This window comes from Bradyrhizobium sp. USDA 4451 (assembly GCF_054822585.1).
Genome location: NZ_JBTRCH010000001.1, coordinates 1,887,172 through 1,912,707, shown reverse-complemented (window position 1 = coordinate 1,912,707; position 25,536 = coordinate 1,887,172). Strand labels below are relative to the sequence as shown.

Sequence of the window (25,536 nt, the reverse complement as noted above, 5' to 3'; positions counted from 1 at the left end):
GGAGATGGCCTACGGATGCTCGCTCAGGCTGACCCCGATCTCGACGATGGGCCGCGGACACCGAAGTCCGCGACCACGCGGATGTGCGCGGTCAGCCGCGAGGTGCGCCCGCTCGACGAGCTGATCCGGTTCGTCGTCTCGCCCACGGGCGAGGTGATCCCCGACCTCAAGCGCAAGCTGCCCGGCCGCGGATTATGGCTTTCCGCGTCGCGGCGCAGCGTTGCGGAAGCGGTCCGCCGTCACCAATTTAGCAAGGGATTCAAGCGCGATGTCCGCGTCGCGCCGACCCTTCCCGCCGACACCGAGACCCTCCTGGTGCGCAGCGTCACCGAGGCCCTGGCGATGGCCGCCAAGGCCGGTCAGGTCGTTGCGGGCTTCGGCAAGGTCGAGGACGCACTCAACCGGAACGAAACTGCAGCCCTGATCCACGCTTCGGACGGCGCCGCGGACGGAATCCGCAAATTGGACGCGATCCTCAGGCAAAGGGGCGGAAAACGTGGTGAATCGGCGGTAATCGCCGTCGTCAATGTTTTGACGTCGGACGAATTGGATTTGGCACTTGGGCGGTCAAATGTGATACATGCTGCGCTGCTCGCGGGCCCGGCGAGCAAGACGTTCCTGTCGCGCTGCCAGATGCTGGTCCGATACCGGATGGCCGACGACGACAAGACCGCCGAAGCGGCCAGAAATTCCAGAGCCTGATCCAGGAAGGCGGACGCCGTCTTTCCGACCGGATCATGCTCAGCAGAAGAACGACGCATTGAAGGATTTGTGCGGCAAACGCACAGCGAAACGAGATTAGGACTGCTGAATGGTTGATACCAAGACCCCTGGCGACAAGACTCTGAGTGTCCCGAGCAAGACGTTGTCGCTGAAGCCGCGCGTCGAGACGGGCACCGTGCGCCAGAGCTTCAGCCACGGCCGGACCAAGCAGGTCGTGGTCGAGAAGCGCGGCAAGCGCCGCATCGGGGGCGATGGCCCCGGTGAGGCGCATGCGCCGGAACCCGTGGTTGCAAAGCCCGCGGCACCTGCGCCGAAGCCGCCGCTCGGCCGTCCCTCAGGTCCGCCGCCCGGCCAGCAGCAACGCAACACCCGCTCCGGCGTGGTGCTGCCGACCTTGACCGAAGACGAGCGTTCCGCGCGCGCCAGCGCGCTGGCCGATGCGCGGCAGCGTGACATCGAGGAGCGTCGCCAGGCCGAAGAGGAAGCCAAGCGCCGTGCCGTCCGCGAGGCTGCCGAAAAGGCAGAGCGCGAGGCCGCCGAGGCCCGCCGCAAGGCGGAAGAGGAACGTCACCGCCACGAGGAAGAAGCCAAGCGCAAGGCTGAGGTCGAGGCCAAGCGCCGCTTCGGCGAAGGCGAGGCCAAGCCTGGCGCTGCGCCCGGCGCTGCTGCACCGGCCAGGCCGGCCGCAGCCGCGCCTGGCTCCGCTCCGGCCGCCCGTGCGCCCGGCGCAGCGCGGCCGGCGACGACCACAACGCCTGCTGCGCGCACGCCCGCCCCGGGTCGGCCGCCGGCCGTTGCCGCCGAGGCCGACGAGGATGAAGGTCCGCGCCTGGTACGCCGCCCCGGCGGCGTCGTGCGCCCGGCCGCAGCGCCGAAGACCACCCACAAGCCCGGCCCGCAGAAGCAGCGCGGCCGCCTGACCGTGACCACCGCGCTCAACGTCGACGACGTGCGCGAGCGTTCGATCGCCTCGTTCCGCCGCCGCACCCAGCGGCTGAAGGGCCATGCGTCGAACGAGCAGAAGGAAAAGCTGGTTCGCGAAGTCATCATCCCTGAAGCGATCACGATCCAGGAACTCGCGAACCGCATGTCGGAGCGCGCGGTCGACGTCATCCGCATGCTGATGAAGCAGGGCGCGATGCACAAGATCACCGACGTGATCGACGCCGACACCGCGCAGTTGATCGCCGAAGAGCTCGGCCACAGCGTCAAGCGCGTCGCCGCGTCCGACGTCGAAGAAGGCCTGTTCGACGTCGTCGACGATTCCACCGACACCGAGCCGCGTTCGCCCGTGGTCACCGTCATGGGTCACGTCGACCACGGCAAGACCTCGCTGCTCGACGCGCTGCGCCACGCCAACGTGGTGTCCGGCGAAGCCGGCGGCATCACCCAGCACATCGGCGCCTATCAGGTGCTGTCGCCCGAAAGCGGCACCAAGATCACCTTCATCGACACGCCCGGCCACGCCGCGTTCACCGCGATGCGCGCCCGCGGCGCCAAGGTCACCGACATCGTCGTGCTGGTGGTCGCGGCCGATGACGGCGTCATGCCGCAGACGATCGAGGCGATCAACCACGCCAAGGCGGCCAAGGTGCCGATGATCGTGGCGATCAACAAGATCGACAAGCCGGATGCGCGGCCCGAACGCGTGCGCACCGAACTGCTGCAGCACGAGGTGCAAGTCGAATCGCTCGGCGGCGACGTCGTCGACGTCGAGGTCTCGGCCAAGAACAAGACCAATCTCGATCGCCTGCTCGAGATGATCGCGCTGCAGGCCGAAATCCTCGACCTGAAGACCAATTCGCAGCGTCCGGCGGAAGGCACCGTGATCGAAGCCAAGCTCGATCGCGGCCGCGGCCCGGTCGCAACCGTGCTGGTGCAGCGCGGCACGCTGCGGATCGGCGACATCATCGTGGCCGGCGCCGAGATGGGCCGCGTCCGCGCGCTGATCTCCGACCAGGGCGAGAATCTCGAAGAGGCCGGTCCGTCCGTGCCGGTCGAGGTGCTCGGCTTCAACGGCCCGCCGGAAGCCGGCGACCGTCTCGCCGTGGTCGAGAACGAAGCCCGCGCCCGCCAGGTCACAAGCTACCGCGCACACCAGAAGCGCGAGAACGCCGCCGCCTCGATCTCCGGCATGCGCGGCTCGCTCGAGCAGATGATGTCGCAGCTGAAGACCGCGGGCCGCAAGGAGTTCCCGCTGATCGTCAAGGCCGACGTGCAGGGCTCGCTGGAAGCGATCCTGGGCTCGCTGGAGAAGCTCGGCACCGACGAAGTCGCCGCCCGCATCCTGCATGCCGGCGTCGGCGGCATCTCGGAGTCCGACGTCACGCTGGCGGAAGGCTTCAACGCCGCTATCATCGGCTTCTCGGTCCGCGCCAACAAGGAAGCGGCCGCCGCGGCGAAGCGCAACGGCATCGAGATCCGCTATTACAACATCATCTACGACCTGGTGGATGACATCAAAAAGGCGATGTCCGGCCTGCTCGCGCCGACGCTGCGCGAAACCATGCTGGGCAACGCGCAGATTCTGGAAGTGTTCAACATTTCCAAGGTCGGCAAGGTCGCGGGTTGTCGCGTCACCGACGGCACCGTGGAACGCGGCGCCAACGTTCGCCTGATCCGCGACAACGTCGTGGTGCACGAAGGCAAGCTGTCGACGCTGAAGCGCTTCAAGGATGAAGTGAAGGAAGTGGTCGCCGGCCAGGAGTGTGGCATGGCATTCGAGAACTACGGCGACATGCGTGTCGGCGACGTGATCGAGTGTTACCGCATCGAAACGATCCAGCGCTCTCTGTAAGTCCAAATCTTACGAAGCGCAGATCTTACTAAGCGTTGGGTCCATTTAGCTGAAGATGCGACGGTGTGGCCGGACTTTGGTCTGGCCACCCGCGCATTGCCCGATTGAAAGCAAAGTCAGGACATTGATGCCCGCGGCCACGGCCTGCGGGCGCTACGGTTTTGGAAAAAGGTCATGCCCCGTCAAAAGAAGAGTTCCGGCCCCGGCGGCTCACAACGTCAGCTGCGCGTCGGTGAAACGGTTCGCCATGCGGTTGCCGGGATTCTGTCGCAGGGTGAGGTCCACGATCCCGATCTCGAAGGCCACATCATCACCGTTCCCGAGGTGCGTATGTCGCCGGACCTGAAGCTCGCGACGATCTATGTGATGCCGCTCGGCGGCCGCGACACCGACACGGTGATCGCGGCGCTCGAGCGCAACAAGAAGTTCCTTCGCGGCGAGATCGCGCATCGCGTCAACCTGAAATTTGCACCCGACATTCGCTTCCGCGTCGACGAGCGGTTCGACGAGGCGGAGCGCATCGAGAAACTATTGCGGACACCTGCGGTGCAGCGAGACCTTGCACCCGATTCGGACGACGAGGAATGACTGTGATGACGACCAACAGCGTTATCGACGCGAAGGATGCCGCCGCGCGCGACGCTGAGCGGGATGCCTTTGCCGGGCAGCGCAGCGACGATGCGCGCCGCACCAACAACGACCCGCGCCAGAAGCAGGGCAAGCAGAACCAGCAGCCGCGCCGCGACAAGCGCGACGTCCATGGCTGGGTGGTGCTCGACAAGCCGATCGGGATGACCTCGACCCAGGCGGTCGCCGTGCTCAAGCGCCTGTTCCAGGCCAAGCGCGCCGGCCATGCCGGCACCCTCGATCCGCTCGCCTCCGGCGGCCTGCCGATCGCACTCGGCGAAGCCACCAAGACCGTGCCGTTCGTGATGGACGGCCGCAAGCGCTATCGCTTCACGGTGGCCTGGGGCGAGGAGCGCGACACCGACGACACCGAGGGCCGGCCGGTCCGGACCAGCGAGAACCGGCCGACCGCCGCTTCGATCCGCGAGCTGCTGCCGCGCTTCACCGGGGTCATCGAGCAGATCCCGCCGCAATATTCGGCGATCAAGGTCCAGGGTGAGCGGGCCTACGATCTGGCGCGCGACGGCGAGACCGTGGAACTGAAGCCCCGCCCGGTCGAAATTCACGAATTAACCCTTGTAGAACATGGAGATAACGGCCAGTCCGTGTTCGAGGCCGAGTGCGGCAAGGGAACCTATGTCCGGGCCCTGGCCCGCGATATGGGCCGGATTCTGGGCTGTTTCGGCCATATCTGCGCCCTGCGGCGGACCCTGGTCGGTCCGTTTACCGAAGCGGACATGATTCCGCTGGAACAGTTGGAGGCTTTGTGCAATAGAGCCGCGTCTGGCGAGGGCAGCCTCGCCGACGCGCTTTTGCCCGTTGAGACCGCGCTGGACGACATCCCGGCACTGGCCGTCACACGGGCTGATGCGGCAAGGCTCCACAGGGGCCAGGCCGTTTTGTTGCGCGGACGGGATGCGCCCAATACGAGCGGCACAGTCTATGTCACGGTGGCAGGCCGACTTCTCGCGCTTGCCGAAATTGGCAATGGCGAACTCATCCCCAAGCGCGTGTTCAACCTGAACGGACTGACTGCCGGTCCGGCTCGCAACAATGAAAGTAACTGACGATGTCGATTACCGCGCAACGCAAAGCGGAAGTCATCAAGACGAATGCCACCAAAGCCGGCGACACCGGCTCGCCCGAGGTTCAGGTCGCGATCCTGTCGGAACGCATCAATAACCTCACCGAGCACTTCAAGAGCCATGTGAAGGACAACCATTCACGCCGCGGCCTCCTGAAGCTCGTGTCGACGCGTCGCTCCCTGCTTGACTACATCAAGCGCAAGGACGAGGCGCGGTACAAGGCGCTGCTCGAAAAGCACAACATCCGTCGTTGATTTGAGAAGCACGCGCGCGAGGTTCGCGCGCGTTTTCGCATGGTCGTCCGTGAACTCGGGCTTTCGAATTGTCGAAAGATGATCATGCGCAACCGCATGGCGATCGCCATGCACACTAGCGTCCAGCAGCAATCCGGCCGCTGGACCGGGCAAGATGCCCAGATGACCGAAAGGATGGACGCCATCCGAAATCCAGGGACCATGGCAGGATCGCCGGATGCTGATCGCACCAAGCGCATCAGTGTCTCGCCGTCTTGGCATGGTCTTTGTGCTTCGGGCCGCCGTGCTTTCGTGAAACCATGAAAGAAACCGAAATGTTCAATTCGCATTCCGTCGAGATCGACTGGGGTGGACGTCCCCTCAAACTTGAAACCGGCAAGATCGCCCGCCAGGCCGACGGCGCCGTGATGGCGACCTATGGCGAGACCGTGGTGCTCGCCACCGTCGTCGCGGCGAAGGCGCCGCGCGAGGGCGTCGACTTCCTGCCGCTCACGGTCGACTATCAGGAAAAGACCTACGCCGCGGGCCGCATTCCCGGCGGCTATTTCAAACGCGAAGGCCGTCCGACCGAGAAGGAGACGCTGGTCTCCCGCCTGATCGACCGCCCGATCCGTCCGCTGTTCGTCGACGGCTGGCGCAACGAGACCCAGGTGATCGTCACCGTGCTGTCGCACGACATGGAGAACGATCCGGACATCGTCTCGCTGGTCGCCGCCTCCGCCGCCCTGACGCTGTCGGGCGCACCGTTCAAGGGCCCGATCGGCGCTGCGCGCGTCGGCTTCGCCAATGACGAATACGTGCTCAACCCGACGCTCGACGAGATGACCGAGACCCAGCTCGACCTCGTCGTCGCCGGCACCGCCGACGCCGTGCTGATGGTCGAATCGGAAGCCAAGGAGCTCAACGAAGACGTGATGCTCGGCGCGGTCATGTTCGGCCACCGCCACTTCCAGCCCGTGATCAACGCGATCATCGAGCTCGCCGAGAAGGCCGCCAAGGAGCCGCGCGAAGTCACCACGATCGACAATTCCGAGATCGAGAAGGAGATGCTCGGCATCGCCGAGCAGGAGCTGCGCAAGGCCTATGCGATCCCGGTCAAGCAGGAACGCTATGCCGCGGTCGGCGCCGTCAAGGAGAAGGTGCTGGCGCACTTCTTCCCGGAAGGCCAGGAGCCGAAATACGACAAGCTCCGGGTCGCCGCCGTGTTCAAGGAGCTGGAAGCCAAGATCGTTCGCTGGAACATCCTCGACACCGGCAAGCGCATCGACGGCCGCGACGTCAAGACCGTGCGCAACATCATCGCCGAAGCCGGCGTGCTGCCGCGCGCCCACGGCTCGGCGCTGTTCACCCGCGGTGAGACCCAGGCGATGGTGGTGACCACGCTCGGCACCGGCGAGGACGAGCAGTACATCGACGCGCTGTCGGGGACCTACAAGGAAACCTTCCTGCTGCACTACAACTTCCCGCCTTACTCGGTCGGTGAAACCGGTCGCCTCGGCGGCACCAAGCGCCGCGAGATCGGCCACGGCAAGCTCGCCTGGCGCGCGATCCATCCGGTGCTGCCGCCGCACCACGAGTTCCCGTACACGATCCGTGTGGTCTCGGAGATCACCGAGTCGAACGGCTCGTCCTCGATGGCCTCGGTCTGCGGCGCCTCGCTGTCGCTGATGGACGCCGGCGTGCCGCTGAAGCGGCCGACCGCCGGCATCGCCATGGGCCTGATCCTCGAAGGTCAGCGCTTCGCGGTGCTGTCGGACATCCTCGGCGACGAGGATCATCTCGGCGACATGGACTTCAAGGTCGCCGGCACCGACCAGGGCATCACCTCGCTCCAGATGGACATCAAGATCGAGGGCATCACCGAGGAGATCATGAAGGTTGCGCTTGGCCAGGCCAAGGAAGGGCGCATCCACATCCTGGGCGAGATGTCCAAGGCCCTGACCGCGGCCCGTGCCGAGCTCGGCGAATACGCGCCGCGCATCGAGACCTTCAAGATCGCCACCGACAAGATCCGCGAAGTGATCGGCACCGGCGGCAAGGTGATCCGCGAGATCGTCGAGAAGACCGGCGCCAAGGTCAACATCGAGGACGACGGCACCGTGAAGGTGGCCTCCAATGACGGCGAGGCGATGAAGGCTGCGATCAAGTGGATCAAGTCGATCGCCTCCGATCCGGAGGTCGGCCAGATCTACGAGGGCACCGTCGTCAAGGTGATGGAGTTCGGCGCGTTCGTGAACTTCTTCGGCGCCAAGGACGGCCTCGTCCACATCAGCCAGCTCGCGGCCAACCGCGTGCAGAAGACCTCCGACGTCGTCAAGGAAGGCGACAAGGTCAAGGTCAAGCTGCTCGGCTTCGACGACCGCGGCAAGACCCGCCTGTCGATGAAGGCGGTCGACCAGGAGACCGGCGAGGACCTCGAGGCCAAGCAGAAGAGCGAAGCCCCGGCGCCGCGCGAAGCCGCCGGCGAGTAAGCCAAACCGACTGCGAACTGATCATGACGAAAGGGCGGCCCAAGTGGCCGCCCTTTTGCTTTTGAGATCGAACGCAACTCAATCCCCGCTGATCGGCGTGCGCGGTTTTGACCCGGCATTGTGACCGACACTGTTGGAACCCGTTCACAAGTTGCGCCTAACATCAGGACGCTTACCAGCATGGAGAATGACGATGCCCTCGATGTCCCGACGCCACTTGATCATTGCAACAGCCGGCATCGCCGCGGCCCGCCGCCTCGTCGCGCGCAGCATTCGCGCAGGCCGCGACGCAGGCTCCGGCCGGACCGTTCAAGATCGATCCGCTGGCCTATCCGACCGACGCGCTGGAGCCCCACATCGATGCCAGGACGATGGAGATCCATCACGACCGGCATCATCAGGCCTACGTCACCAACCTCAACACTTTCGCCAAGGACAATCCGCAGATCGCCGAGAAGCCCGTCATCGAGGTGCTCGCCAATCTCGGCAGCGTGCCGGAGGCGATCCGCACCGGCGTGCGCAACAACATGGGCGGCCACGCCAACCACACGATGTTCTGGCAGATCATGGGACCGAACGGCGGCAAGGCGGACGGCGAAGTGCTGGCCGCGATCGATCGTGACCTCGGCGGCATGGAGAAATTCCAGACCGATTTCAACGCCGCCGGCGGCCGCGTGTTCGGCTCCGGCTGGGTGTTCGTCACGGTCAGCAAGGACGGCAAGCTCGCGATCGAGACACGGCCGAACCAGGACAACCCGATCATGGACGGCAAGCGCGCGCTGCTCGGCAACGACGTCTGGGAGCATGCCTACTATCTGACCTACCAGAACCGCCGGCCCGATTACCTCAAGGCGTGGTGGAACACCGTGAATTGGAAAGCGGTGGCCGAGCGCTATGCCGCAGCCAAGGCCGGCACGCTCGGGGTATGAGCCGGTAAGGCTCGCTGGGTGCGAACAGCTGCGTTAGATTTGAAGCTCCGCGAGACCCTTCGCGGAGCTCCTTGTCTTGAAGATAAGAAACCAAACCGGATGTCGGAGGCTAATCCATGATCAAGCTGTACTGGTCGCCGCGCTCGCGCTCGTTCTCCGCGATCTGGCTGCTGGAAGAATCCGGCCTGCCCTACGAACGGGTGCTGACCGACATCAGCACCGGCGCGCAGAAGTCGCCCGACTTTCTCAGGATCAATCCGATGGGCAAGGTGCCTGCACTGACCGACGGCGCGGCGGAGCTCGCCGAGGCGGCGGCGATCTGCGCCTACATCGCCGACCGCTATCCCGAGACGAAACTCGCGCCGGCCGCCACCGACCCGAAGCGCGCACGCTATCTGCAGTGGCTGTTCTTCTCGCCGAGCTGCATCGAGCCGGCGCTGATCCAGCTCTTCACCAAGCTCGAAGTGCCGGCCAGCACCGCATCATGGGGCAGTGCGGCACAGGTGTTCGACGTGCTCGACGCCGAATTGCAGAAGGGGCCGTGGATCCTCGGCGACCAGTTCTCCGCCGCCGACATCGCGATCGGCGCGGGGCTGAACTTTGCGGTGCGGGTGTTCAAGATGGTGCCGCCGCGGCCGTCGTTCGACGCTTATATCGACCGCTGCGTGGCGCGGCCCGCGTTCCAGCGCGCAGAGAAGATCGCGGCGGGGTGAGCTTGTCGTCGCGTAGCCCGGATGAAGCGCAGCGTAATCCGGGATAATCCCTCTGCGAAAGAAGTCCCCGGATTGCGCCTCGCTCCATCCGGGCTACGAAGCAGGGGTTTTCCGAACGGCCTAACCCGGCACCACGCGCGGATCGACGTCCTGGCTATAGTCGACGCCGTCGATACCGAAGCCGAACAGGCGCAGGAACTGGCTCTTGTATTCGCCGAGATCGGCCAATTCGCCGAGCGTCTCGGTGGTGAGCAGCGGCCAGCGCCGCGATACTTCGGTCTGCACTTCCGGCGAGAGCTCCCAGTCATCGACCCGGATGCGCTGCGCGTCATCGAGCGCGACGTCCTTGCCGAGACGGGTGCGGAACAGGCGGTCGATCTGCTCGATGCAGCCTTCATGCAGGCCGAGCTGCTTCATCACCTTGAACAGCACGGTGCCATAGAGCGGCACCACCGGAATGGCCGAACTCGCCTGAGTGACCACGGCCTTCAGCGCGACGACGCGGGCGGCTTCCGCACCGAGCCGGCCGCGGATCGCTTCCGCCTTGCTGTCGAGATCGACCTTGGCGCGGCCGAGCGTGCCGTTCCAGTAGATCGGCCAGGTCAGCTCGCTGCCGATATAGGTGTAGTTGAGCGTGCGGAAGCCCGGCGCCAGCACGCCGGCATCGGCGAGCTGATCGATCCAGCGCTTCCAGTCGTCGCCGCCCATCACCGCGACGGTCGCCGCGGTCTGCTCTTCGTTCGCCGGCTCGAGCGTGGTCTGGAACACCTCGCCGGTCTCGGTGTCGAGCGTCTTGATCTCGACCGGGGCGCCGAGCGGCTTGATCACCGAGCGATAGGTCTTGCCGGTGTCCGGATCGGTCCGGACCGGCGCGGCCATGCTGTAGACCAGCAGATCGAGCTGGTCGAATTTTTCGCGCACGCGCTCGATGAAGTCCTTCTTCAGCTCGTCGGAGAAGGCGTCCCCCTCCAGCGTGAGCGGCGACCGTCCGATCTTCTCGGCCTCGATCTCGAAGGCGCGATTGTTGTACCAGCCGGCGCTGGCGCTTCTTTTTTCCGAAGGCTCGCGCTCCAGCGACACGCCGATCGTATCGGCGCCGCCGGCGAAGGTCGCGACGATGCGGCTCGCAAGACCATAGCCCGTTGAGCAGCCCAGCACGGCGACCCGCTTCGGGCAGTCGGCAACCGGGCCCTGCTTGAGGACATAGGCAATCTGTTCGCGGACGTTGGTGGCGCAACCGACCGGATGCGCCGTCGTGCAGATGAAGCCTCGCACGCGCGGTTCGATAATCATGCGCACCCCATTTCGGATCGTTGCAATGTCCCCACTCGCGTCCCGCGGGCGCCGCGCCGTGGGCGAGAGGAGATGGAAACCGGATCAGGCATCAAGCCGCTTGAACACCAGCGTGGCATTGGTACCGCCGAAGCCGAACGAATTCGACAGCACGGTGCCGAGCTTGGCGTTGTCGATGCGCTTGCGCACGATCGGCATGTCGGCGAATGCCGGATCAAGCTCGGTGATGTGCGCGCTCTCGCAGACGAAGCCGTTGTTGAGCATCAAGAGCGAGTAGATCGCCTCCTGCACACCGGTGGCGCCGAGCGAATGGCCGCGTCAGCGCCTTGGTCGCCGAGATCGGCGGGCATTTGTCGCCGGTGCCGAACACCTTGCGGATCGCCTCGATCTCCGGCGGATCGCCGGCGGGCGTCGAGGTGGCGTGCGGATTGATGTAGTCGACCGGCGTGTTCACCGTCGACATCGCCATGCGCATGCAGCGCTCGGCGCCCTCGCCTGACGGCGCCACCATGTCGTATCCGTCCGAGGTCGCGCCATAGCCGACGACCTCGCCGTAAATCCGCGCGCCGCGCGCCTTGGCGTGCTCGAGCTCTTCCAGCACCACGACGCCGGCGCCGCCGGCGATCACGAAACCGTCGCGGCTGATGTCGTAGGGGCGCGAGGCCGTCGCCGGCGTATCGTTGTATTTCGAGGACATGGCGCCCATGGCGTCGAACAGCACCGACAGCGTCCAGTCGAGCTCCTCGCAGCCGCCGGCGAAGATGACGTCCTGCTTGCCGATCTGGATCGTCTCATAGGCGTTGCCGATGCAGTGGTTCGACGTCGCGCAGGCCGAGGAGATCGAGTAGTTCACGCCCTTGATCTTGAACCAGGTCGCGAGCGTCGCCGACGCTGTCGACGACATGCCCTTCGGCACCGCGAACGGACCGACGCGCTTCGGGCCCTTGGCGCGCGCGATGTCGGCGGCCTCCACCAGCGTGCGCGTCGACGGTCCACCGGATCCCATGATGATGCCGGTGCGGACGTTGGAGACCTCGTTCTCCTCGAGACCGGAATCGCGGATCGCCTGCTCCATCGCAACGTGATTCCAGGCGGCGCCTTCGGCAAGGAAGCGCATCGCGCGGCGATCGATCACCTCGGCGGGATTGAGTGTCGGCGCGCCGTGAACTTGCGAACGGAAGCCGAGTTCCGCAGCCTTCTCCGCGCGCGAAATGCCCGACTTCGCCTCGTAGAGGCTCGCAAGCACTTCCTGGGTGTTGTTACCGATGGATGAGACAATGCCCATCCCCGTGATGACAACCCGCCTCATGTTCGCCTCGCCCTGCCTTTATGTTGCCGCGTCATGATCCCGCTCAAGACGGCGCCGTACCCTGCTTGAACAATCCGACCTTCAAGTCCTTGGCGCGATAAATAATCTCGTCGTCCATGGAAAGCCACCCATCGGCAATTCCAAGCACGAGCTTTGACCGCATCACGCGCTTGATGTCGATGTTGTACACAACCTTGCGCGCGTGCGGCAGCACCTGTCCGGAGAACTTCAGCTCGCCGAGGCCGAGCGCGCGGCCCCGACCTTCGCCACCGATCCAGCCGAGGTAAAAGCCGACCATTTGCCACATGGCATCGAGGCCGAGGCAGCCCGGCATCACCGGATCGTTCTTGAAATGGCAGCCGAAGAACCAGAGATCCGGTTTCACCTCGAGCTCGGCGCGCACCAGCCCCTTGCCGAACTCGCCGCCATTCTCGGAGATATCGCTGATCCGATCGAACATGAGCATCGGCGGCAGCGGCAACTGGGCGTTGCCGGGACCGAACAGCTCGCCCCGCCCGCAAGCCAGCAAATCCTCGTATTCATAACCGCCGCGCCGATCCAGCATCCTCTATCCACCTCTGATGTCCCGATGAAGCGCTTTTGCTTGGTCGGACCTTAATCTACCCACGGGAACTGAAATATCTTGTCCCGCATCTTGGCGCTACCTGGGTACGCCGCCGGCCTGCTATCTCTGCCGAAAGCGCATATGTGGTCCGCGCGCTCTCTAACATAGGGCCAACTGGGCGGCAAAGCGGCATTCCGATGATAAATGACCGTCATCCCATAGGTTTCTACCGCAGCTTGGATTCGTTCTAGTTGCGAAAAACTTGCATCTGATAGGCATCCTTTTTATATTTATGAGGAATATTGCCTGAGTTAGGTGCATAGAGTGGATATGAACGAGGAAATACCGGCTGTGAACGACGATGCCGTGCACCCGGCTGCCCGGGGCGCTGGGCACCACCCTGCCTTGACCGGTTGCCCGTGGCACGACGTCAACGAGATGCTGCAGTCTGCCGGTCTCCGGCCGACCCGACAGCGCATGGCGCTCGGCTGGCTGCTGTTCGGCAAGGGCGCCCGCCACCTGACCGCTGAAATGCTGTACGAGGAAGCCACGCTGGCCAAGGTTCCGGTGTCGCTGGCGACCGTCTACAATACGCTCAACCAGCTGACCGATGCCGGCCTGCTGCGCCAGGTCAGCGTCGACGGCACCAAGACCTATTTCGACACCAACGTGTCGACCCATCACCACTTCTACCTCGAGCACAACCACGAGCTGGTCGACATTCCCGACCCGAACCTCGTGCTGTCGAAGATGCCCGACGTGCCGGATGGCTACGAGATCTCCCGCGTCGACATGGTAGTGCGGCTGCGCAAGAAGCGCTGAACCGTCTTATCGTCGATTTGAGTTGTGATGGCCGGGCTCGTGTCCGGCCATTTTCATTTCGTAGACGTCGTCATTCCGGGATGGTGCGCCAGCACCAGACCTCAGATGCGCACTTGCGCATCGGGGAATCTCGAGATTCCGGGTTCGATGCTAAACGCATCGCTCCGGAATGACGCTGCGCGTCAGTCCACCTTCTCGTCGGCGTAGACGCCCCAGAGGCGCTGCTGCTCGATCCAGCCGTCGAAGCCGTTGCCGGTGACCCGGCACCAGTTGTTGGCGCATTTCTTGACCTGCGCGACGACGCCGGCCTGCAGGCGCGCCGCGATCGCGCTGGTGGCGTCGGGCCGGTCGTACAGCGAGGCCAGATCGTCCTTGTTCTTCATGGTGACGACGGCCGTGCGGCGACCGGACAGCAGGGAGTGATAGACCCAGCCTTCGGCGCCTTCCGAATCGCGCACCCGGCGCCAGTTCTCGAACTCGGCGGTGATTTCGACCGGCAGCCCCGAGCGGGTGTAGACCCAGGCGACGTCGTTGTCCTTGGTCGGGCCTGCCCTGACGTTCACATGGTCGGATTTCAGGCTGACATAGCGGGGAATCGGCAGGCCGCTGGTGGTGGGGCTCAAATCCTTGGCGGTATGTCCGGGGCTGACCGACGCACTCAGCATGCTTCCGACCAGCGCCACCAATGAACCGAAACGCCAGACCATCAACTCGTCTCCTGCCGAGATGCTCAACCCGCATTCGGCGAGCTGCAACCCAAATCCATGCCCGAAGGCTTCCAGCGCCTGCGCCGTTCCCTGCCCGCACGGATCCGAGTGGTTCTTGTCTTGGCCCGGCCTTCTGCTAGAGAGGACGGAACGCCTTAAGAGCCAGAACACCCGAATTTCCCCTGACGAAAGCCGGGGCATGTATCGGGGAACCCTAGGAAACGCGAAGGAAACGCCGGGACAGCGCGGCTATCAGCAGTGTCGAACAACCGGGTTAATGAGGCCTCAACGGCTCGGTTTTTGGCGAGCCGCGCGCCTCCTGAAAGCAGGACATGTCGGTGAAGAAAAAGCCTCTCGTCGTCGTCACCCGCAAGCTGCCGGACTCGATCGAGACCCGGATGCGCGAGCTGTTCGACGCCAGACTGAATCTCGACGACACGCCGATGACGCCGGAACAGATCGCGGAGGCGGCGAGGACTGCCGACGTGCTGGTGCCGACCGTGACCGACATGGTCCGCGAGGACGTGATCAACCAGCCCGACTGCAAGCTGAAGATGATCGCCAATTTCGGCAACGGCGTCGACAATATCGATGTGGCGGCCGCGCATGCCCGCGGCATCACGGTGACCAACACGCCGAAGGTGCTGACCGAGGACACCGCCGACATGACCATGGCGCTGATCCTGGCGGTGCCGCGCCGCATGATCGAGGGTGCCTCGATCCTGACCGAAGGCAAGCAGCATTGGGCGGGCTGGTCGCCGACCTGGATGCTCGGCCATCGCATCGGCGGGAAAAGGCTCGGCATCATCGGCATGGGCCGCATCGGCCAGGCCGTGGCACGTCGCGCCCGCGCCTTCGGCCTGCAGATCCACTATCACAACCGCCGTCCGGTGGCGCCCGTGATCGCCGACGAACTCGGCGCGACCTATTGGGAAAGCCTCGACCAGATGCTGGCGCGGATGGACATCATCTCGGTGAACTGCCCGCACACGCCGGCAACCTATCACCTGCTGTCGGCGCGGCGGCTCAAGCTGATCCGGAAAGAGGCTTATATCGTCAACACCGCGCGCGGCGAGGTGATCGACGAGGACACGCTGATCAAGCTGATCGAAGCCGGCGATGTCGGCGGCGCCGGCCTCGACGTTTATGAGCACGAGCCCGCGGTCAATCCGAAGCTGGTGCGGCTCGCCAGGGCCGGCAAAGTGACGCTGCTGCCGCATATGGGCTCGGCCACCATCGAAGGCCGCGTCGAGATGGGCGAGAAGGTGATCATCAATATCCGAACCTTCCTCGACGCCCACAAGCCGCCGGATCGCGTGCTGCCGAGCATGCTGTAAGGCGCTTCTGATACGGATAAAGGCAACCGCCTCATGCCTAACCTCCCCTTGAGAAGGGGAGGTCGCTTTGCTCGACAGAGCCGGCTGACCCCCATCCCGACCTTCCCCCTTTCAGGGGGAAGGGGAAGGGAGTTCCTGCCGCAAAGGCCCCGGCTATCAAAACAGCGAAAACAACCCCATGCAAAGGAGCCGGCGCGGCCGGGGAAGGTAGCGGGATGCAGCCACGGCGGCAATCACGCATGAGGTATCGTCCCGGCGATGCGGTAGCAGCGCCCTATTTCTTCTTCCGCGCCTGCTTGCGCCAATCGGCGACGAACGACACGAAGGCGGCGAGTGCCGGCGGCGGCTGGCGCCGGCTCGGATAATACAGGAACGGCCCGTCGAACGGCGGGCACCAGTCATCCAGCACGCTGATCAGCGCGCCGGATTTGACGCCGTAGCGGACATAGCCTTCGAACGTCGCCCAGTAGCCGACGCCGTCATGGACCGCGCGCAGCGCGAGGCCGAGATGGGTCGCGGTCAGCTTGGCCGGCGGCGAAATCTTCACCACGCGGCCGTTCTTCTCGAACTCCCAGTCGAACATCAGGCCGTTGCTGAAGCGGCTGCGGATGCAGGCATGCGCCAGCAGATCCTTCGGCTGCATCGGCCGGCCGTGCTTTGCGACGTAATCACGCGACGCCACCACCGCGTAGCGCTGCGGCGCGCCGAGTGGAACCGCCACCATGTCCTGCGCCAGATGCTCGCCGTAGCGCACGCCGGCATCGAAGCCCTGCGCGACGATGTCGACGAACGCGCTCTCGGCGACGAGGTCGAGGTCGACCTGCGGATATCTGGCGAGGAACGGCGCGATCATCGGCGCCAGCACCAGATCGACGGCAGGCGGCGGTGCGTTGATGCGCAGCCGCCCCGACGGCTCGGCGCGCAGACCACGCACCTCGGCGATCGCATCGGCGACATTGACCATGGCCGGTGCGACGCGGGCGAGCAGCAGTTCGCCGGCCTCGGTCAGCGCGACGCTGCGGGTGGTGCGGTTCATCAGGCGGACGCCGAGCCGCTCCTCCATGTCGCGCAGGCGCTGGCTGAGGCTCGAAACCGAGACGCGGCTCTCCAGCGCCGCACGCCGGAAATTGCGGGTGCGCGCCACCGCCACGAAGGCGTCGAGGTCGCGAAGGTCGAAATCCTGCATTGTTCGATATAGTGAACAACCCATTCTCGATTGTCCAGCTTATCCCAAAAGCGGTAGGGGCCCATATCAGCCGCGTCATTTTGGCGGCGGATCATCTGCCGCGACCTCCCAGGGAGCACCACCATGGACATACGCAAACTCGGTTCCACCGGCCCCACAGTTTCGCAGATCGGCCTCGGCTGCATGGGCATGTCCGACTTCTACGGCCCGACCGACCGGAGCGAGAGCATCGCCACCATCCATGCCGCGCTCGACGCCGGCATCACGCTGCTCGACACCGGCGACTTCTACGGCATGGGCCACAACGAGATGCTGATCGGCGAGGCGCTGAAGAGCCGCAGCCGCGACAATCTCGTGATCAGCGTCAAGTTCGGCGCGCTGCGTGATCGCAATTACGGCTTTCACGGCTATGACAGCCGTCCGGTCGCCGTGAAGAACTTCGTCGCCTATTCGCTGCAGCGGCTCGGCGTCGATCACATCGACATCTACCGCCCGGCGCGGCTCGATCCCAATGTGCCGATCGAGGACACGGTCGGCGCGATGGCCGACATGATCAAGGCCGGCTGGATCACACATATCGGGCTGTCAGAGGTCGGCTCCGACACCATCCGCCGCGCCCACAGGGTGCACCCGATCGCCGACCTGCAGATCGAATATTCGCTGATCTCGCGCGGCATCGAGACCGACATTCTCAAGACCTGCCGCGAGCTCGGCATCGGCATCACCGCCTATGGCGTCCTGGCGCGCGGGCTGATCAGCGGGCACTGGTCGAAGGACCGCGGCGGCGAGAAGGATTTCCGCCTGCTGAGCCCGCGCTTCCAGGCCGGCAATATCGACACCAACCTCGCGCTCGCCGATCGGCTGCGCGCCATCGCCGGCGAGATCGGCGCCTCTCCGGCGCAGGTCGCGATTGCCTGGGTCGCGGCGCAAGGCAAGGACATCGTGCCGCTGGTCGGCGCGCGGCGGCGCGAGCGGCTGACCGAGGCGCGCGGCGCGCTCGATGTGAAGCTGACCGCGGCGCATCTTGCCGCACTGGCAGAGGCATTTCCGCCCGGCGCCGCCGCCGGCGGACGCTATCCGGAGGAGCACCTGCGGCACATGGACAGCGAGAAGCCCGCAAAGGCGTCCTAACTGACTACATGCCCGCTCAGATCGGTGATGACTGGCGCATCACCGTTGAGCGGGTTCTGCGGGTCGCGCGCGTAGCGCAGGGTTTCGAACCGCATTGCGCGCGCGTCCACCATCAGCAGGCGGCCGACCAGGCCCTCGCCGAAGCCGACGATCTCGCGGATCGCCTCCAGCGCCATCATCGATCCCAAGACGCCCGCGAGCGCGCCCATCACGCCGGCCTCGGCGCAGGCCGGCACCGTGCCCGGCGGCGGCGCCTCCGGAAACAGGCAGCGATAGGTCGGGTTGAACTCGCCTTCCGCATTCTTCTCGTGCGCGCGGATCGTGGTCAGCGAACCGTCGAACTGTCCGAGTGCCGCCGTGATCAGCGGCCGCTTCGCGAGGAAGCAGGCATCGGCGACGAGATAGCGGGTCTCGAAATTGTCGGAGCCGTCGAGCACCAGATCGTAGTTCGCAATCAGCGCCATTGCATTGTCGGCGGTGAGCCGCATCGGATGCGCCTCGAACATCACATGCGGATTGAGCGCGTGGATTTGCGCCGCCGCGCTGTCGACCTTGCGCTGGCCGATGTCGGATGTCGTATGGATGATCTGGCGCTGCAGATTGGAGAGCGAGACGATATCGTCATCGATCACGCCGAGCCGGCCGACGCCGGCGGCGGCCAGATACATCAGCACCGGCGCGCCGAGGCCGCCGGCGCCGATCACCAGCACCGACGCCTGCTTCAGCGCATTCTGGCCGGGACCGCCCACCTCGCGCAGCACGATGTGGCGGGCATAACGTTCGAGCTCGTCAGCACTCAGCATTGTCTCATCAGTCCTACCCGTATCCCCTCATGGTGAGGAGCGCGGCACGCGCGTCTCGAACCATGAAGGCCCCATCTGTGACCTCATCCTTCGAGACGCGGCTCACGCCGCTCCTCCAGCGACAACGGCAAAGCCGTTGCGCGGGGATGAGGGTTGAAACCTGAACCGGAGCGCGGTTGTTGCCGACCAAGCAGATGTGCTTAATTGCGTCGACGTCAATGGTTTCAGTCATTTCCCCGGATTTGTCATGAGATTGGTGCTTTCGGCAACATTGATGGTCGCGATGATCGGCGCGGCGAACGCCCAGTTGACGCCGCCGACCACGGCCGGGGCCAAGCCGAAGACGGTGACCACGGTGCCGGTTCGCCCCGCGTTGCAAAAGCCGGAGGATACCGCCAACGCAATGGCGCAGGCCGAAAGGCTGGCGCTACAATCCGACCTCGCCTGGGTCGGCGAATATAACGGCGCGATATCAGGCGACGTCAGCGAGCGCATGGTCAATGCGATCAAGGAATTCCAGAAGAACCGCGGCGGCAAGCCGACCGGGGTGCTGAACCCGCAGGAGCGCGGCGTGCTCGCCGACACCGCGCGGCGGAAGCAGGAAAGCGTCGGCTGGCGGATCGTCACCGAGCCTGCCACCGGGGCGCGGCTCGGCATTCCGACAAAACTGGTGCCGCAGCTCACCAGCGATGCCTCCGGCGCCAGATGGACCTCGCCGACCGGCACGGTCCAGGTGCTCTTGACCCGGCGCAAGGAAGCGAGCCCGACCACCGCGAAGCTTGCCGAGCAGGAGAAGAAGGAGCCGGCCGGCCGCACCATCGATTACACCGTGGTGAAGCCTGATTTTTTCGTGCTGTCGGGCCTTCAGGGGCTGAAGAAGTTCTATCTGCGCGGCACCTTGAAGGGCGATGAGGTCCGCATCCTCACCATCCTCTACGACCAGGCGATGCAAACCACCGTCGAGCCGGTGGTTATCGCGATGTCGAGTGCCTTCAATGCATTTCCGTCCGGCGTGCAGGCTGGTCCGCCGCCGCGCAAGACCGTCGAATATGGCACCGGCGTCGTGGTCAGCGACGACGGCGCTGTTGTCACCGACCGCGTGGCGACCGCCGACTGCATCGCGCTGACGATCCCGGGCTACGGCAATGCCGATCGGGTCGCCGAGGACAAGGAGCACGATCTCGCGCTGCTGCGCATCTACGGCGCGCGCGGGCTGAAGCCGCTCGACATCGCGGGCCAGGCGACGCAGACCGCGCTCGAGATCACGGGGATCGCCGATCCGCAGAACCAGGGCGGCGGCACGGCCGCGAGCAGCCTCAAGGCTTCGGTCGCGCAACTCGGCGGCGGCGATCAGGCGCTGTCACCGCCGCCTGCGCTCGGATTTTCCGGCGCAGCGGCGCTCGACGGCAGCGGCAAGTTTGCCGGCATCGCATTGCTGAAGCCGGTGATCGTTGCAGGTCCCGCGAACGCCGCACCACCGGCGCAGGCCGCGCTGGTGCCGGCCGACACCGTGCGCAGTTTCCTGAAGGCGCAGGGCGTCACCGCGTCGGGCGAATCGGCGGACGCCAAGGCCGCCGTGGTGCGCGTGATCTGCGTCAGGAAGTAGAATTCCGTAGCCCGGATGGAGCGAAGCGTAATCCGGGGCGGCTCTCGCAGCTGGCGCGACCGGTCCCGGATTACGCTTCGCTCCATCCGGGCTACGAGCCTTTCACCTCAACGCAAACCGCACGCCGGCACGGGCGAGACCGCCGGCGATGCCGATCGGCGTGCCGTCGGCGCGCCAGCAGGCTGCGCCCGACATCGTGCCGTCCTCATGGAACTGAATCGCGTTCATGCCGCCGGCAACCGTCGGCACCACCTGCACCTTGTGGCCTTTCGCTGCCAGCGCGGCGCGGATGCTCTCCGGCACCGCCTGCTCGACCTCCAGCGCATTGCCCTCGGTCCATACCCGCGGCGCCTCGACCGCTTCCTGCAGATCCATGCCGTGATCAATCAGATTGATCAGCGCCTGCATCGCGCTCGGGAAGATGCGCTTGCCGCCGGGCAGACCCAGCGCATAGGCGAGCTTGCCGTCGCGCAGCGCCATCATCGGCGACATCGAGGTGGTGACGCGCTTGCCCGCGGCGAGCGACAGCGCGTGTCCCGGCCGCGGATCGAACAGGTTCATGTAATTGTTCGGCACGGTGCCGAGGCCCGGGATCAGGATCTTGGCGCCGAACAGATTGTTGATGGTCTGGGTGGTCGCGACCACATTGCCCATCGCATCCGCTGCCGTCATGTGCGTGGTGTGCGCGCTCTCGAGTTGCGTGACGCCGGCACTCCACGCCTGTGCGCGATCCGGGTCGATGGCGCGGCGGCGCTCGTCGGCATAGGCCTTCGAGGTCAGCCGCTCCACCGGGACATTGATATAGGCGGGATCGCCGCTCGCGGCCGCGCGATCGGCAAAGGCGATCTTCAGCACCTCGGCGAGATAATGGATCGTCTGGGCCGTGCCGAAGCCGAGCCGCGCGATGTCATAACCTTCGAGGATGTTCAGCATCTGCGTGATGTGCACGCCTGACGCCGCCGGCGGCGGCGGCCCGAGGATTTCCCAGCCGCGGTAGTCACAGCGGATCGGCTGCCGCTCGACAGTCTTGTAGGTCGCGAGATCTTCTTGCGCGATGAAGCCGCCGTGCTTTGTCATGTAGTCGACCAGGATATCGCCGAGCGGCCCCTGGTAGAGCGCATTGTCGCCGTGGTCGGCGATGTATCTCAGGGTCTCGGCATATTCGGCCTGCACCACGCGCTCGCCGGGTTTCAGCGGCGCGCCATCGGGCAGATAGATCGCCGCGATCGGCCTGTCCTTCAGCATCTCCTCGGCGCCGTCGGTGATGCATTCATGCAAGTACGGCGTCGCCGCATAGCCGCGCGCGGCATGCTTGATCGCGGGCTGCATGACGTCGGCAAGGCTCATGGTGCCGAAGCGACGCAGCGTTTCGCACCACGCCTTCAGCGAGCCCGGCACCGCGACCGCCTTCGGCCCGTTCAAATTCTCGTTGCCGACGGTGTCGAACACGTCATGCGCCGAACCGGGCTTCGAGGTGTAAGTGTCCGGCCGCACCGCCTGCGGCACCGTGCTCTGGCCGTCGATGAAGCGGTGGCTGCCGTCGGCGAGGCGGATATGCGCCATGCCGCCGCCGATGATGCCGACCATCATCGGCTCGACCACGGTCAGCGTGAACAACGTGGCGATCGCCGCATCGATCGCATTGCCGCCGGCCGCGAGCATCTCGGCGCCGGCACTCGATGCCAGCGGATGATTGCTCACCACCATGCCGCGGCTGCTGGTGGCCGGCTGCTTCTCACATTGAAAACTTGTCGCGGCGCGATCGCGCCAATTGCCGCCCATGATCCGCACTCCCTTTGTTGTTATTCTTGCATGGTTGTCACTTCTGGCACTTGGGGCACCAGAACGTCGAACGGCCGTTCTGGGTAAAGCGCCTGACGATGCCCTCGCAACCCGACGTGCGGCAGGACTCGCCCTCGCGGTCGTAGACCTGGAACGAATGCTGGAAATAGCCGAGATCGCCGTTGGTCAGGCGATGGTCGCTGATCGAGGAGCCGCCGGCCTTGATCGCCTGGTTGAGCACCGAATGGATCGCGTCGACCAGCCGTTTGGCGTGGTCGGTCGGCTCGGCCTTCTTGGTCGCGAGCGTCGCGGCCAATCGCCGCGGCGACAGATGCGAACGAAACAGTGCCTCGCAGACATAGATATTGCCAAGTCCCGCCACCACGCGCTGATCGAGCAGCGCCGCCTTCAGGCTGGTCTTCTTGTTGTGACAGGAGCGCGCCAGCATTGCCGCGTCGAACGCATTGCCGAGCGGCTCCGGGCCGAGGCCCTTCAACAGCGGCTCATCCTCGATCGCGTCGCGGGCGATGATCTTCATGTAGCCGAAGCGCCTGGGATCGTTGAACACGACGGCTGCGCCCGAGGACATGTGGAACACGACGTGATCATGCGCGCGATCGTCGCTGCGCGGATGGTGGAATTGCCCCGGCGTCGCCGCGCCTTCCGGCTTCAGCACGCGGAACGAGCCCGACATGCCCAGATGCATCAGCAGCACGTCGCCGGAGTTGAGGTCCGCCATCAAATATTTGGCACGGCGGCCGAGCCCGGTGATGGTCCGGCCTTCGAGGCGGGCGATAAAGTCTTTTTGAAACGGAAATCGCAAATCCTTGCGGCGGGCCTCGGCCTTGAGGATCTTGGAGCCTTCCATGGCCGGTTGCAGGCCGCGGCGGACGGTCTCGACTTCGGGTAATTCCGGCATGGCGGGCATTCACCTTTTGGAAGTGACGTGATAGCGCCATTGCGGCCGCCGCGCTATGGTTTGGCTGGAGCGTCTTCGAGCTCGAAAACGCGACCAAAAAGGGCCAAAAAGGGTAAGAGTTCTGAGTGATGGATCGGCCGGATCAAACCACCCATTTCGGCTTCAGGGACGTGCCCCTGGGCGAGAAGCAGACGCTGGTGAACGATGTGTTTCACAGCGTGGCACAACGCTACGACCTGATGAACGATCTGATGTCGGCAGGCCTGCACCGGGCCTGGAAGGACGTCATGATCACGACGCTCGACCCACCGAAGGGCGACCGCCCGTTCGCGCTGCTCGATGTCGCCGGCGGCACCGGCGACATCTCGTTCCGCGCCGCCAAGGCCGCGGGCGCCGGCTTCCATGCCACGGTCTGCGACATCAACACCGACATGCTCGCGGTCGGCCGCGAGCGCGCCGCCAAACAGCATCTCGATGACCGCGTGTCGTTCGTCGAGGGCAATGCCGAGGCGTTGGCTTTCGCCGACCGTTCGTTCGACGCCTACACCATCGCGTTCGGCATCCGCAACGTGCCGCAGATCGAGCTGGCGCTGCGCGAGGCCTATCGGGTGCTCAAGCCCGGCAGCCGCTTCCTGTGCCTGGAATTCTCCACCGTCGACGTGCCCGGCCTCGACCGGATCTACGATCTGTTTTCCTTCAAGGTAATCCCGCCGCTCGGCCGCGCCGTCACCGGTGATGCCGAGTCCTATCAATATCTCGTCGAGTCGATCCGCAAATTCCCGCGGCCGAACGCGTTCGCCGAGATGATCGGCGCCGCCGGCTTTGCGCGCGTGAAGTGGCAGAGCCTCTCCGGCGGCATCGTGGCGCTGCATTCGGGCTGGCGTTTGTGATCTCTGCACTGACCCACATCGCGCGGCTTGCCCGCGCCGGTTTCGTGTTTGCGCGCGAGGGCGTGTTCGGGGTCGTCGATCCCGCGCTGGTGCCGCCGCCGGGACAACTCGCATTGAAGATGGCGCGGCTGATCGAGCGCCGCTCGGCCAAGTCAGGGCCGCGGCTGTCACGCGCGCTGACCCGGCTCGGGCCGGCCTATCTCAAGCTCGGCCAATTCCTCGCCACCCGGCCCGACGTGGTCGGCGTCGCGATGGCGCGCGACCTCGAAAGCCTGCAGGACCGGCTGCCGCCATTCGCGCAGCAAGAGGCCGAAACCGTCATCACGCAATCGCTGGAACGGCCGGTATCGCAGGCCTTCGTGCATCTCGGGCCGGCGGTGGCGGCCGCCTCGATCGCGCAGGTGCATCGCGGCGAGGTCGAGCGCGACGGCGTGCGGCAGCAGGTTGCGGTCAAGGTGCTCCGGCCCAACGTCGCCGCGCGCTTCCGCCGCGACCTCAGCGACTTCTTCTTTGTCGCGCACAAGGCGGAGGCGCATTCCGCCGAGGCACGGCGACTGCGCCTGATCGAAGTCATCAACACGATGTCGCGCTCGGTCGCGATGGAGATGGATCTGCGGCTGGAGGCGGCCGCGCTGTCGGAGATGGCCGAGAACACGCGCGACGATCCGGACTTCCGCGTGCCCACCGTGGATTGGGATCGCACCGCGCACAGCGTGCTGACGATGGAATGGATCGACGGCATTGCGCTGAACGATCACGCGCGGCTGGCGCAGGCCCAGGTCGACCTGCCCGATCTCGGCCGCAAGGTGATCCAGAGCTTCCTGCGCCACGCGCTGCGCGACGGCTTCTTCCATGCCGACATGCATCCGGGCAATCTGTTTCTCGACGAGGCCGGCCGCCTCGTAGCGGTGGATTTCGGCATCATGGGTCGGCTCGGGCTGAAGGAGCGGCGCTTCCTGGCCGAGATCCTGCTCGGCTTCATCACCCGCGACTATCGCCGCGTCGCCGAGGTGCATTTCGAGGCCGGCTATGTGCCGGGCCACCACTCGGTGGAGAATTTCGCGCAAGCCATCCGCGCCATCGGCGAGCCGATCCACAACCGCACCGCCGAAGAAATCTCGATGGCGAAGCTGCTGACGCTTCTGCTCGAGGTCACCGGCCTGTTCGACATGCAGACGCGCCCCGAGCTGATCCTGCTGCAGAAGACCATGGTGGTGGTCGAGGGCGTGGCGCGCGGCTTCGACCCCAAGCTCGACATCTGGAAGATCGCCGACCCGGTGGTGCGCGAATGGATCACGCAGAATCTCGGGCCTGCCGGCCGCATCCAGGGCGCAATCTCGGGCGCAGGCGAGCTCGGTCGCGTCCTTGCCAATTTGCCGTCGATTGCCAACCGCGCCGTGACGGTGCTCGAGCAGCTCGAGACCATGACGCGGGAGGGCCACACGCTGTCGTCGGATTCGATCGACGAAATGGCCCGCGCCGAGGCCCGCAAGGAGCGGGTGCAGACCATAGGCCTCTGGGTCATTGCGATCGCCTCCATCGCGATCTTTTTCGCCATCCGAGCGCACTGATTGCAATGCATGCACC

General features: G+C 65.3%; 21 protein-coding genes and 2 pseudogenes. 15 read left to right on the top strand and 8 right to left on the bottom strand.

Going from position 1 to position 25,536, the window contains the following annotated elements; genetic code table 11:
* The first annotated feature begins 15 nt into the window (after positions 1-15).
* The 9 genes and pseudogenes from ACVMB0_RS08815 (at position 16) to ACVMB0_RS08775 (ending at position 9,599) form a co-directional block, all read left to right on the top strand.
* Complete coding sequence (locus ACVMB0_RS08815) at positions 16-702, top strand: RNA-binding protein (RefSeq protein WP_461345951.1); 687 nt, start codon at positions 16-18, stop codon at positions 700-702.
* 109 nt (positions 703-811) lie between these two features.
* Entirely contained in the window at positions 812-3,520 is a 2,709-nt protein-coding gene (gene infB, locus ACVMB0_RS08810) for a translation initiation factor IF-2 (RefSeq protein ID WP_461345950.1), read from the top strand.
* Between the two features lie 174 nt (positions 3,521-3,694).
* Entirely contained in the window at positions 3,695-4,108 is a 414-nt protein-coding gene (gene rbfA / locus ACVMB0_RS08805; protein WP_461345949.1) for a 30S ribosome-binding factor RbfA, read from the top strand.
* On the top strand, positions 4,105-5,214 hold the full coding sequence (gene truB / locus ACVMB0_RS08800) for a tRNA pseudouridine(55) synthase TruB (protein ID WP_456751175.1): 1,110 nt from the start codon (positions 4,105-4,107) through the stop codon (positions 5,212-5,214). The genes rbfA and truB overlap by 4 nt, the downstream gene beginning before the upstream one ends.
* Before the next feature lie 2 nt (positions 5,215-5,216).
* Positions 5,217-5,486, top strand: a complete 270-nt coding sequence (gene rpsO / locus ACVMB0_RS08795; RefSeq protein ID WP_066504937.1) for a 30S ribosomal protein S15 — start codon at positions 5,217-5,219, stop codon at positions 5,484-5,486.
* 39 nt (positions 5,487-5,525) lie between these two features.
* The gene (locus tag ACVMB0_RS08790) at positions 5,526-5,789 is read left to right on the top strand and encodes a hypothetical protein (RefSeq protein WP_461345948.1); all 264 of its coding nucleotides are present in this window, start codon (positions 5,526-5,528) and stop codon (positions 5,787-5,789) included.
* An 11-nt stretch (positions 5,790-5,800) separates the two neighbouring features.
* Positions 5,801-7,957 (top strand): polyribonucleotide nucleotidyltransferase, encoded by a 2,157-nt coding sequence (pnp, locus tag ACVMB0_RS08785; protein WP_461349622.1) that lies wholly within the window; start codon positions 5,801-5,803, stop codon positions 7,955-7,957.
* 193 nt (positions 7,958-8,150) lie between these two features.
* Positions 8,151-8,886: pseudogene (locus ACVMB0_RS08780) on the top strand (superoxide dismutase).
* Between the two features lie 116 nt (positions 8,887-9,002).
* Positions 9,003-9,599: a glutathione S-transferase family protein gene (locus ACVMB0_RS08775; RefSeq protein ID WP_461345947.1), complete on the top strand. Its 597-nt coding sequence runs from the start codon at positions 9,003-9,005 to the stop codon at positions 9,597-9,599.
* A gap of 120 nt (positions 9,600-9,719) precedes the next feature.
* Here ACVMB0_RS08775 and fabV read toward each other — a convergent pair whose 3' ends face one another.
* The 3 genes and pseudogenes from fabV to fabA all read right to left on the bottom strand — a co-directional run bounded on the left by fabV (position 9,720) and on the right by fabA (position 12,766).
* Positions 9,720-10,892 carry an enoyl-ACP reductase FabV gene (gene fabV / locus ACVMB0_RS08770; RefSeq protein WP_461345946.1) on the bottom strand — a complete coding sequence of 391 codons (1,173 nt, stop codon included), beginning with the start codon at positions 10,890-10,892 and terminating at the stop codon, positions 9,720-9,722.
* Between the two features lie 84 nt (positions 10,893-10,976).
* Positions 10,977-12,201, bottom strand: a pseudogene (gene fabB / locus ACVMB0_RS08765) (beta-ketoacyl-ACP synthase I).
* Positions 12,202-12,244: 43 nt separating this feature from the next.
* Entirely contained in the window at positions 12,245-12,766 is a 522-nt protein-coding gene (gene fabA, locus ACVMB0_RS08760) for a 3-hydroxyacyl-[acyl-carrier-protein] dehydratase FabA (protein WP_021082637.1), read from the bottom strand.
* A 330-nt stretch (positions 12,767-13,096) separates the two neighbouring features.
* On the opposite strand from fabA, the gene irrA reads away from it, so the two are divergent.
* Positions 13,097-13,588, top strand: coding sequence for an iron response transcriptional regulator IrrA (gene irrA, locus ACVMB0_RS08755; RefSeq protein ID WP_461345945.1), 492 nt, complete (start codon positions 13,097-13,099; stop codon positions 13,586-13,588).
* A gap of 182 nt (positions 13,589-13,770) precedes the next feature.
* On the opposite strand, the gene ACVMB0_RS08750 is transcribed toward irrA, so the two are convergent.
* A complete protein-coding gene (locus tag ACVMB0_RS08750) occupies positions 13,771-14,295 on the bottom strand; it encodes an SH3 domain-containing protein (protein ID WP_456751180.1) in 525 nt (174 codons plus the stop codon).
* Between the two features lie 332 nt (positions 14,296-14,627).
* Between ACVMB0_RS08750 and ACVMB0_RS08745 the strand changes: the two genes are divergently transcribed.
* Positions 14,628-15,632 carry a 2-hydroxyacid dehydrogenase gene (locus ACVMB0_RS08745; RefSeq protein ID WP_456751181.1) on the top strand — a complete coding sequence of 335 codons (1,005 nt, stop codon included), beginning with the start codon at positions 14,628-14,630 and terminating at the stop codon, positions 15,630-15,632.
* 274 nt (positions 15,633-15,906) lie between these two features.
* On the opposite strand, the gene ACVMB0_RS08740 is transcribed toward ACVMB0_RS08745, so the two are convergent.
* Positions 15,907-16,818, bottom strand: coding sequence for a LysR family transcriptional regulator (locus ACVMB0_RS08740; RefSeq protein WP_461345944.1), 912 nt, complete (start codon positions 16,816-16,818; stop codon positions 15,907-15,909).
* A gap of 123 nt (positions 16,819-16,941) precedes the next feature.
* Between ACVMB0_RS08740 and ACVMB0_RS08735 the strand changes: the two genes are divergently transcribed.
* Complete coding sequence (locus ACVMB0_RS08735) at positions 16,942-17,949, top strand: aldo/keto reductase (RefSeq protein WP_461345943.1); 1,008 nt, start codon at positions 16,942-16,944, stop codon at positions 17,947-17,949.
* Here ACVMB0_RS08735 and ACVMB0_RS08730 read toward each other — a convergent pair.
* Positions 17,946-18,752, bottom strand: coding sequence for a HesA/MoeB/ThiF family protein (locus ACVMB0_RS08730; RefSeq protein WP_461345942.1), 807 nt, complete (start codon positions 18,750-18,752; stop codon positions 17,946-17,948). The genes ACVMB0_RS08735 and ACVMB0_RS08730 overlap by 4 nt on opposite strands.
* A gap of 247 nt (positions 18,753-18,999) precedes the next feature.
* Between ACVMB0_RS08730 and ACVMB0_RS08725 the strand changes: the two genes are divergently transcribed.
* Positions 19,000-20,358, top strand: coding sequence for a serine protease (locus ACVMB0_RS08725; protein ID WP_461345941.1), 1,359 nt, complete (start codon positions 19,000-19,002; stop codon positions 20,356-20,358).
* A 102-nt stretch (positions 20,359-20,460) separates the two neighbouring features.
* Here ACVMB0_RS08725 and ggt read toward each other — a convergent pair whose 3' ends face one another.
* Entirely contained in the window at positions 20,461-22,140 is a 1,680-nt protein-coding gene (ggt, locus tag ACVMB0_RS08720) for a gamma-glutamyltransferase (protein WP_461345940.1), read from the bottom strand.
* 37 nt (positions 22,141-22,177) lie between these two features.
* Positions 22,178-23,059 (bottom strand): bifunctional DNA-formamidopyrimidine glycosylase/DNA-(apurinic or apyrimidinic site) lyase, encoded by an 882-nt coding sequence (mutM, locus tag ACVMB0_RS08715; RefSeq protein WP_456751188.1) that lies wholly within the window; start codon positions 23,057-23,059, stop codon positions 22,178-22,180.
* A 128-nt stretch (positions 23,060-23,187) separates the two neighbouring features.
* Between mutM and ubiE the strand changes: the two genes are divergently transcribed.
* Positions 23,188-23,949: a bifunctional demethylmenaquinone methyltransferase/2-methoxy-6-polyprenyl-1,4-benzoquinol methylase UbiE gene (gene ubiE / locus ACVMB0_RS08710; protein WP_456756359.1), complete on the top strand. Its 762-nt coding sequence runs from the start codon at positions 23,188-23,190 to the stop codon at positions 23,947-23,949.
* On the top strand, positions 23,946-25,520 hold the full coding sequence (gene ubiB, locus ACVMB0_RS08705) for a 2-polyprenylphenol 6-hydroxylase (RefSeq protein WP_456751189.1): 1,575 nt from the start codon (positions 23,946-23,948) through the stop codon (positions 25,518-25,520). The genes ubiE and ubiB overlap by 4 nt, the downstream gene beginning before the upstream one ends.
* Positions 25,521-25,536: the final 16 nt, after the last annotated feature.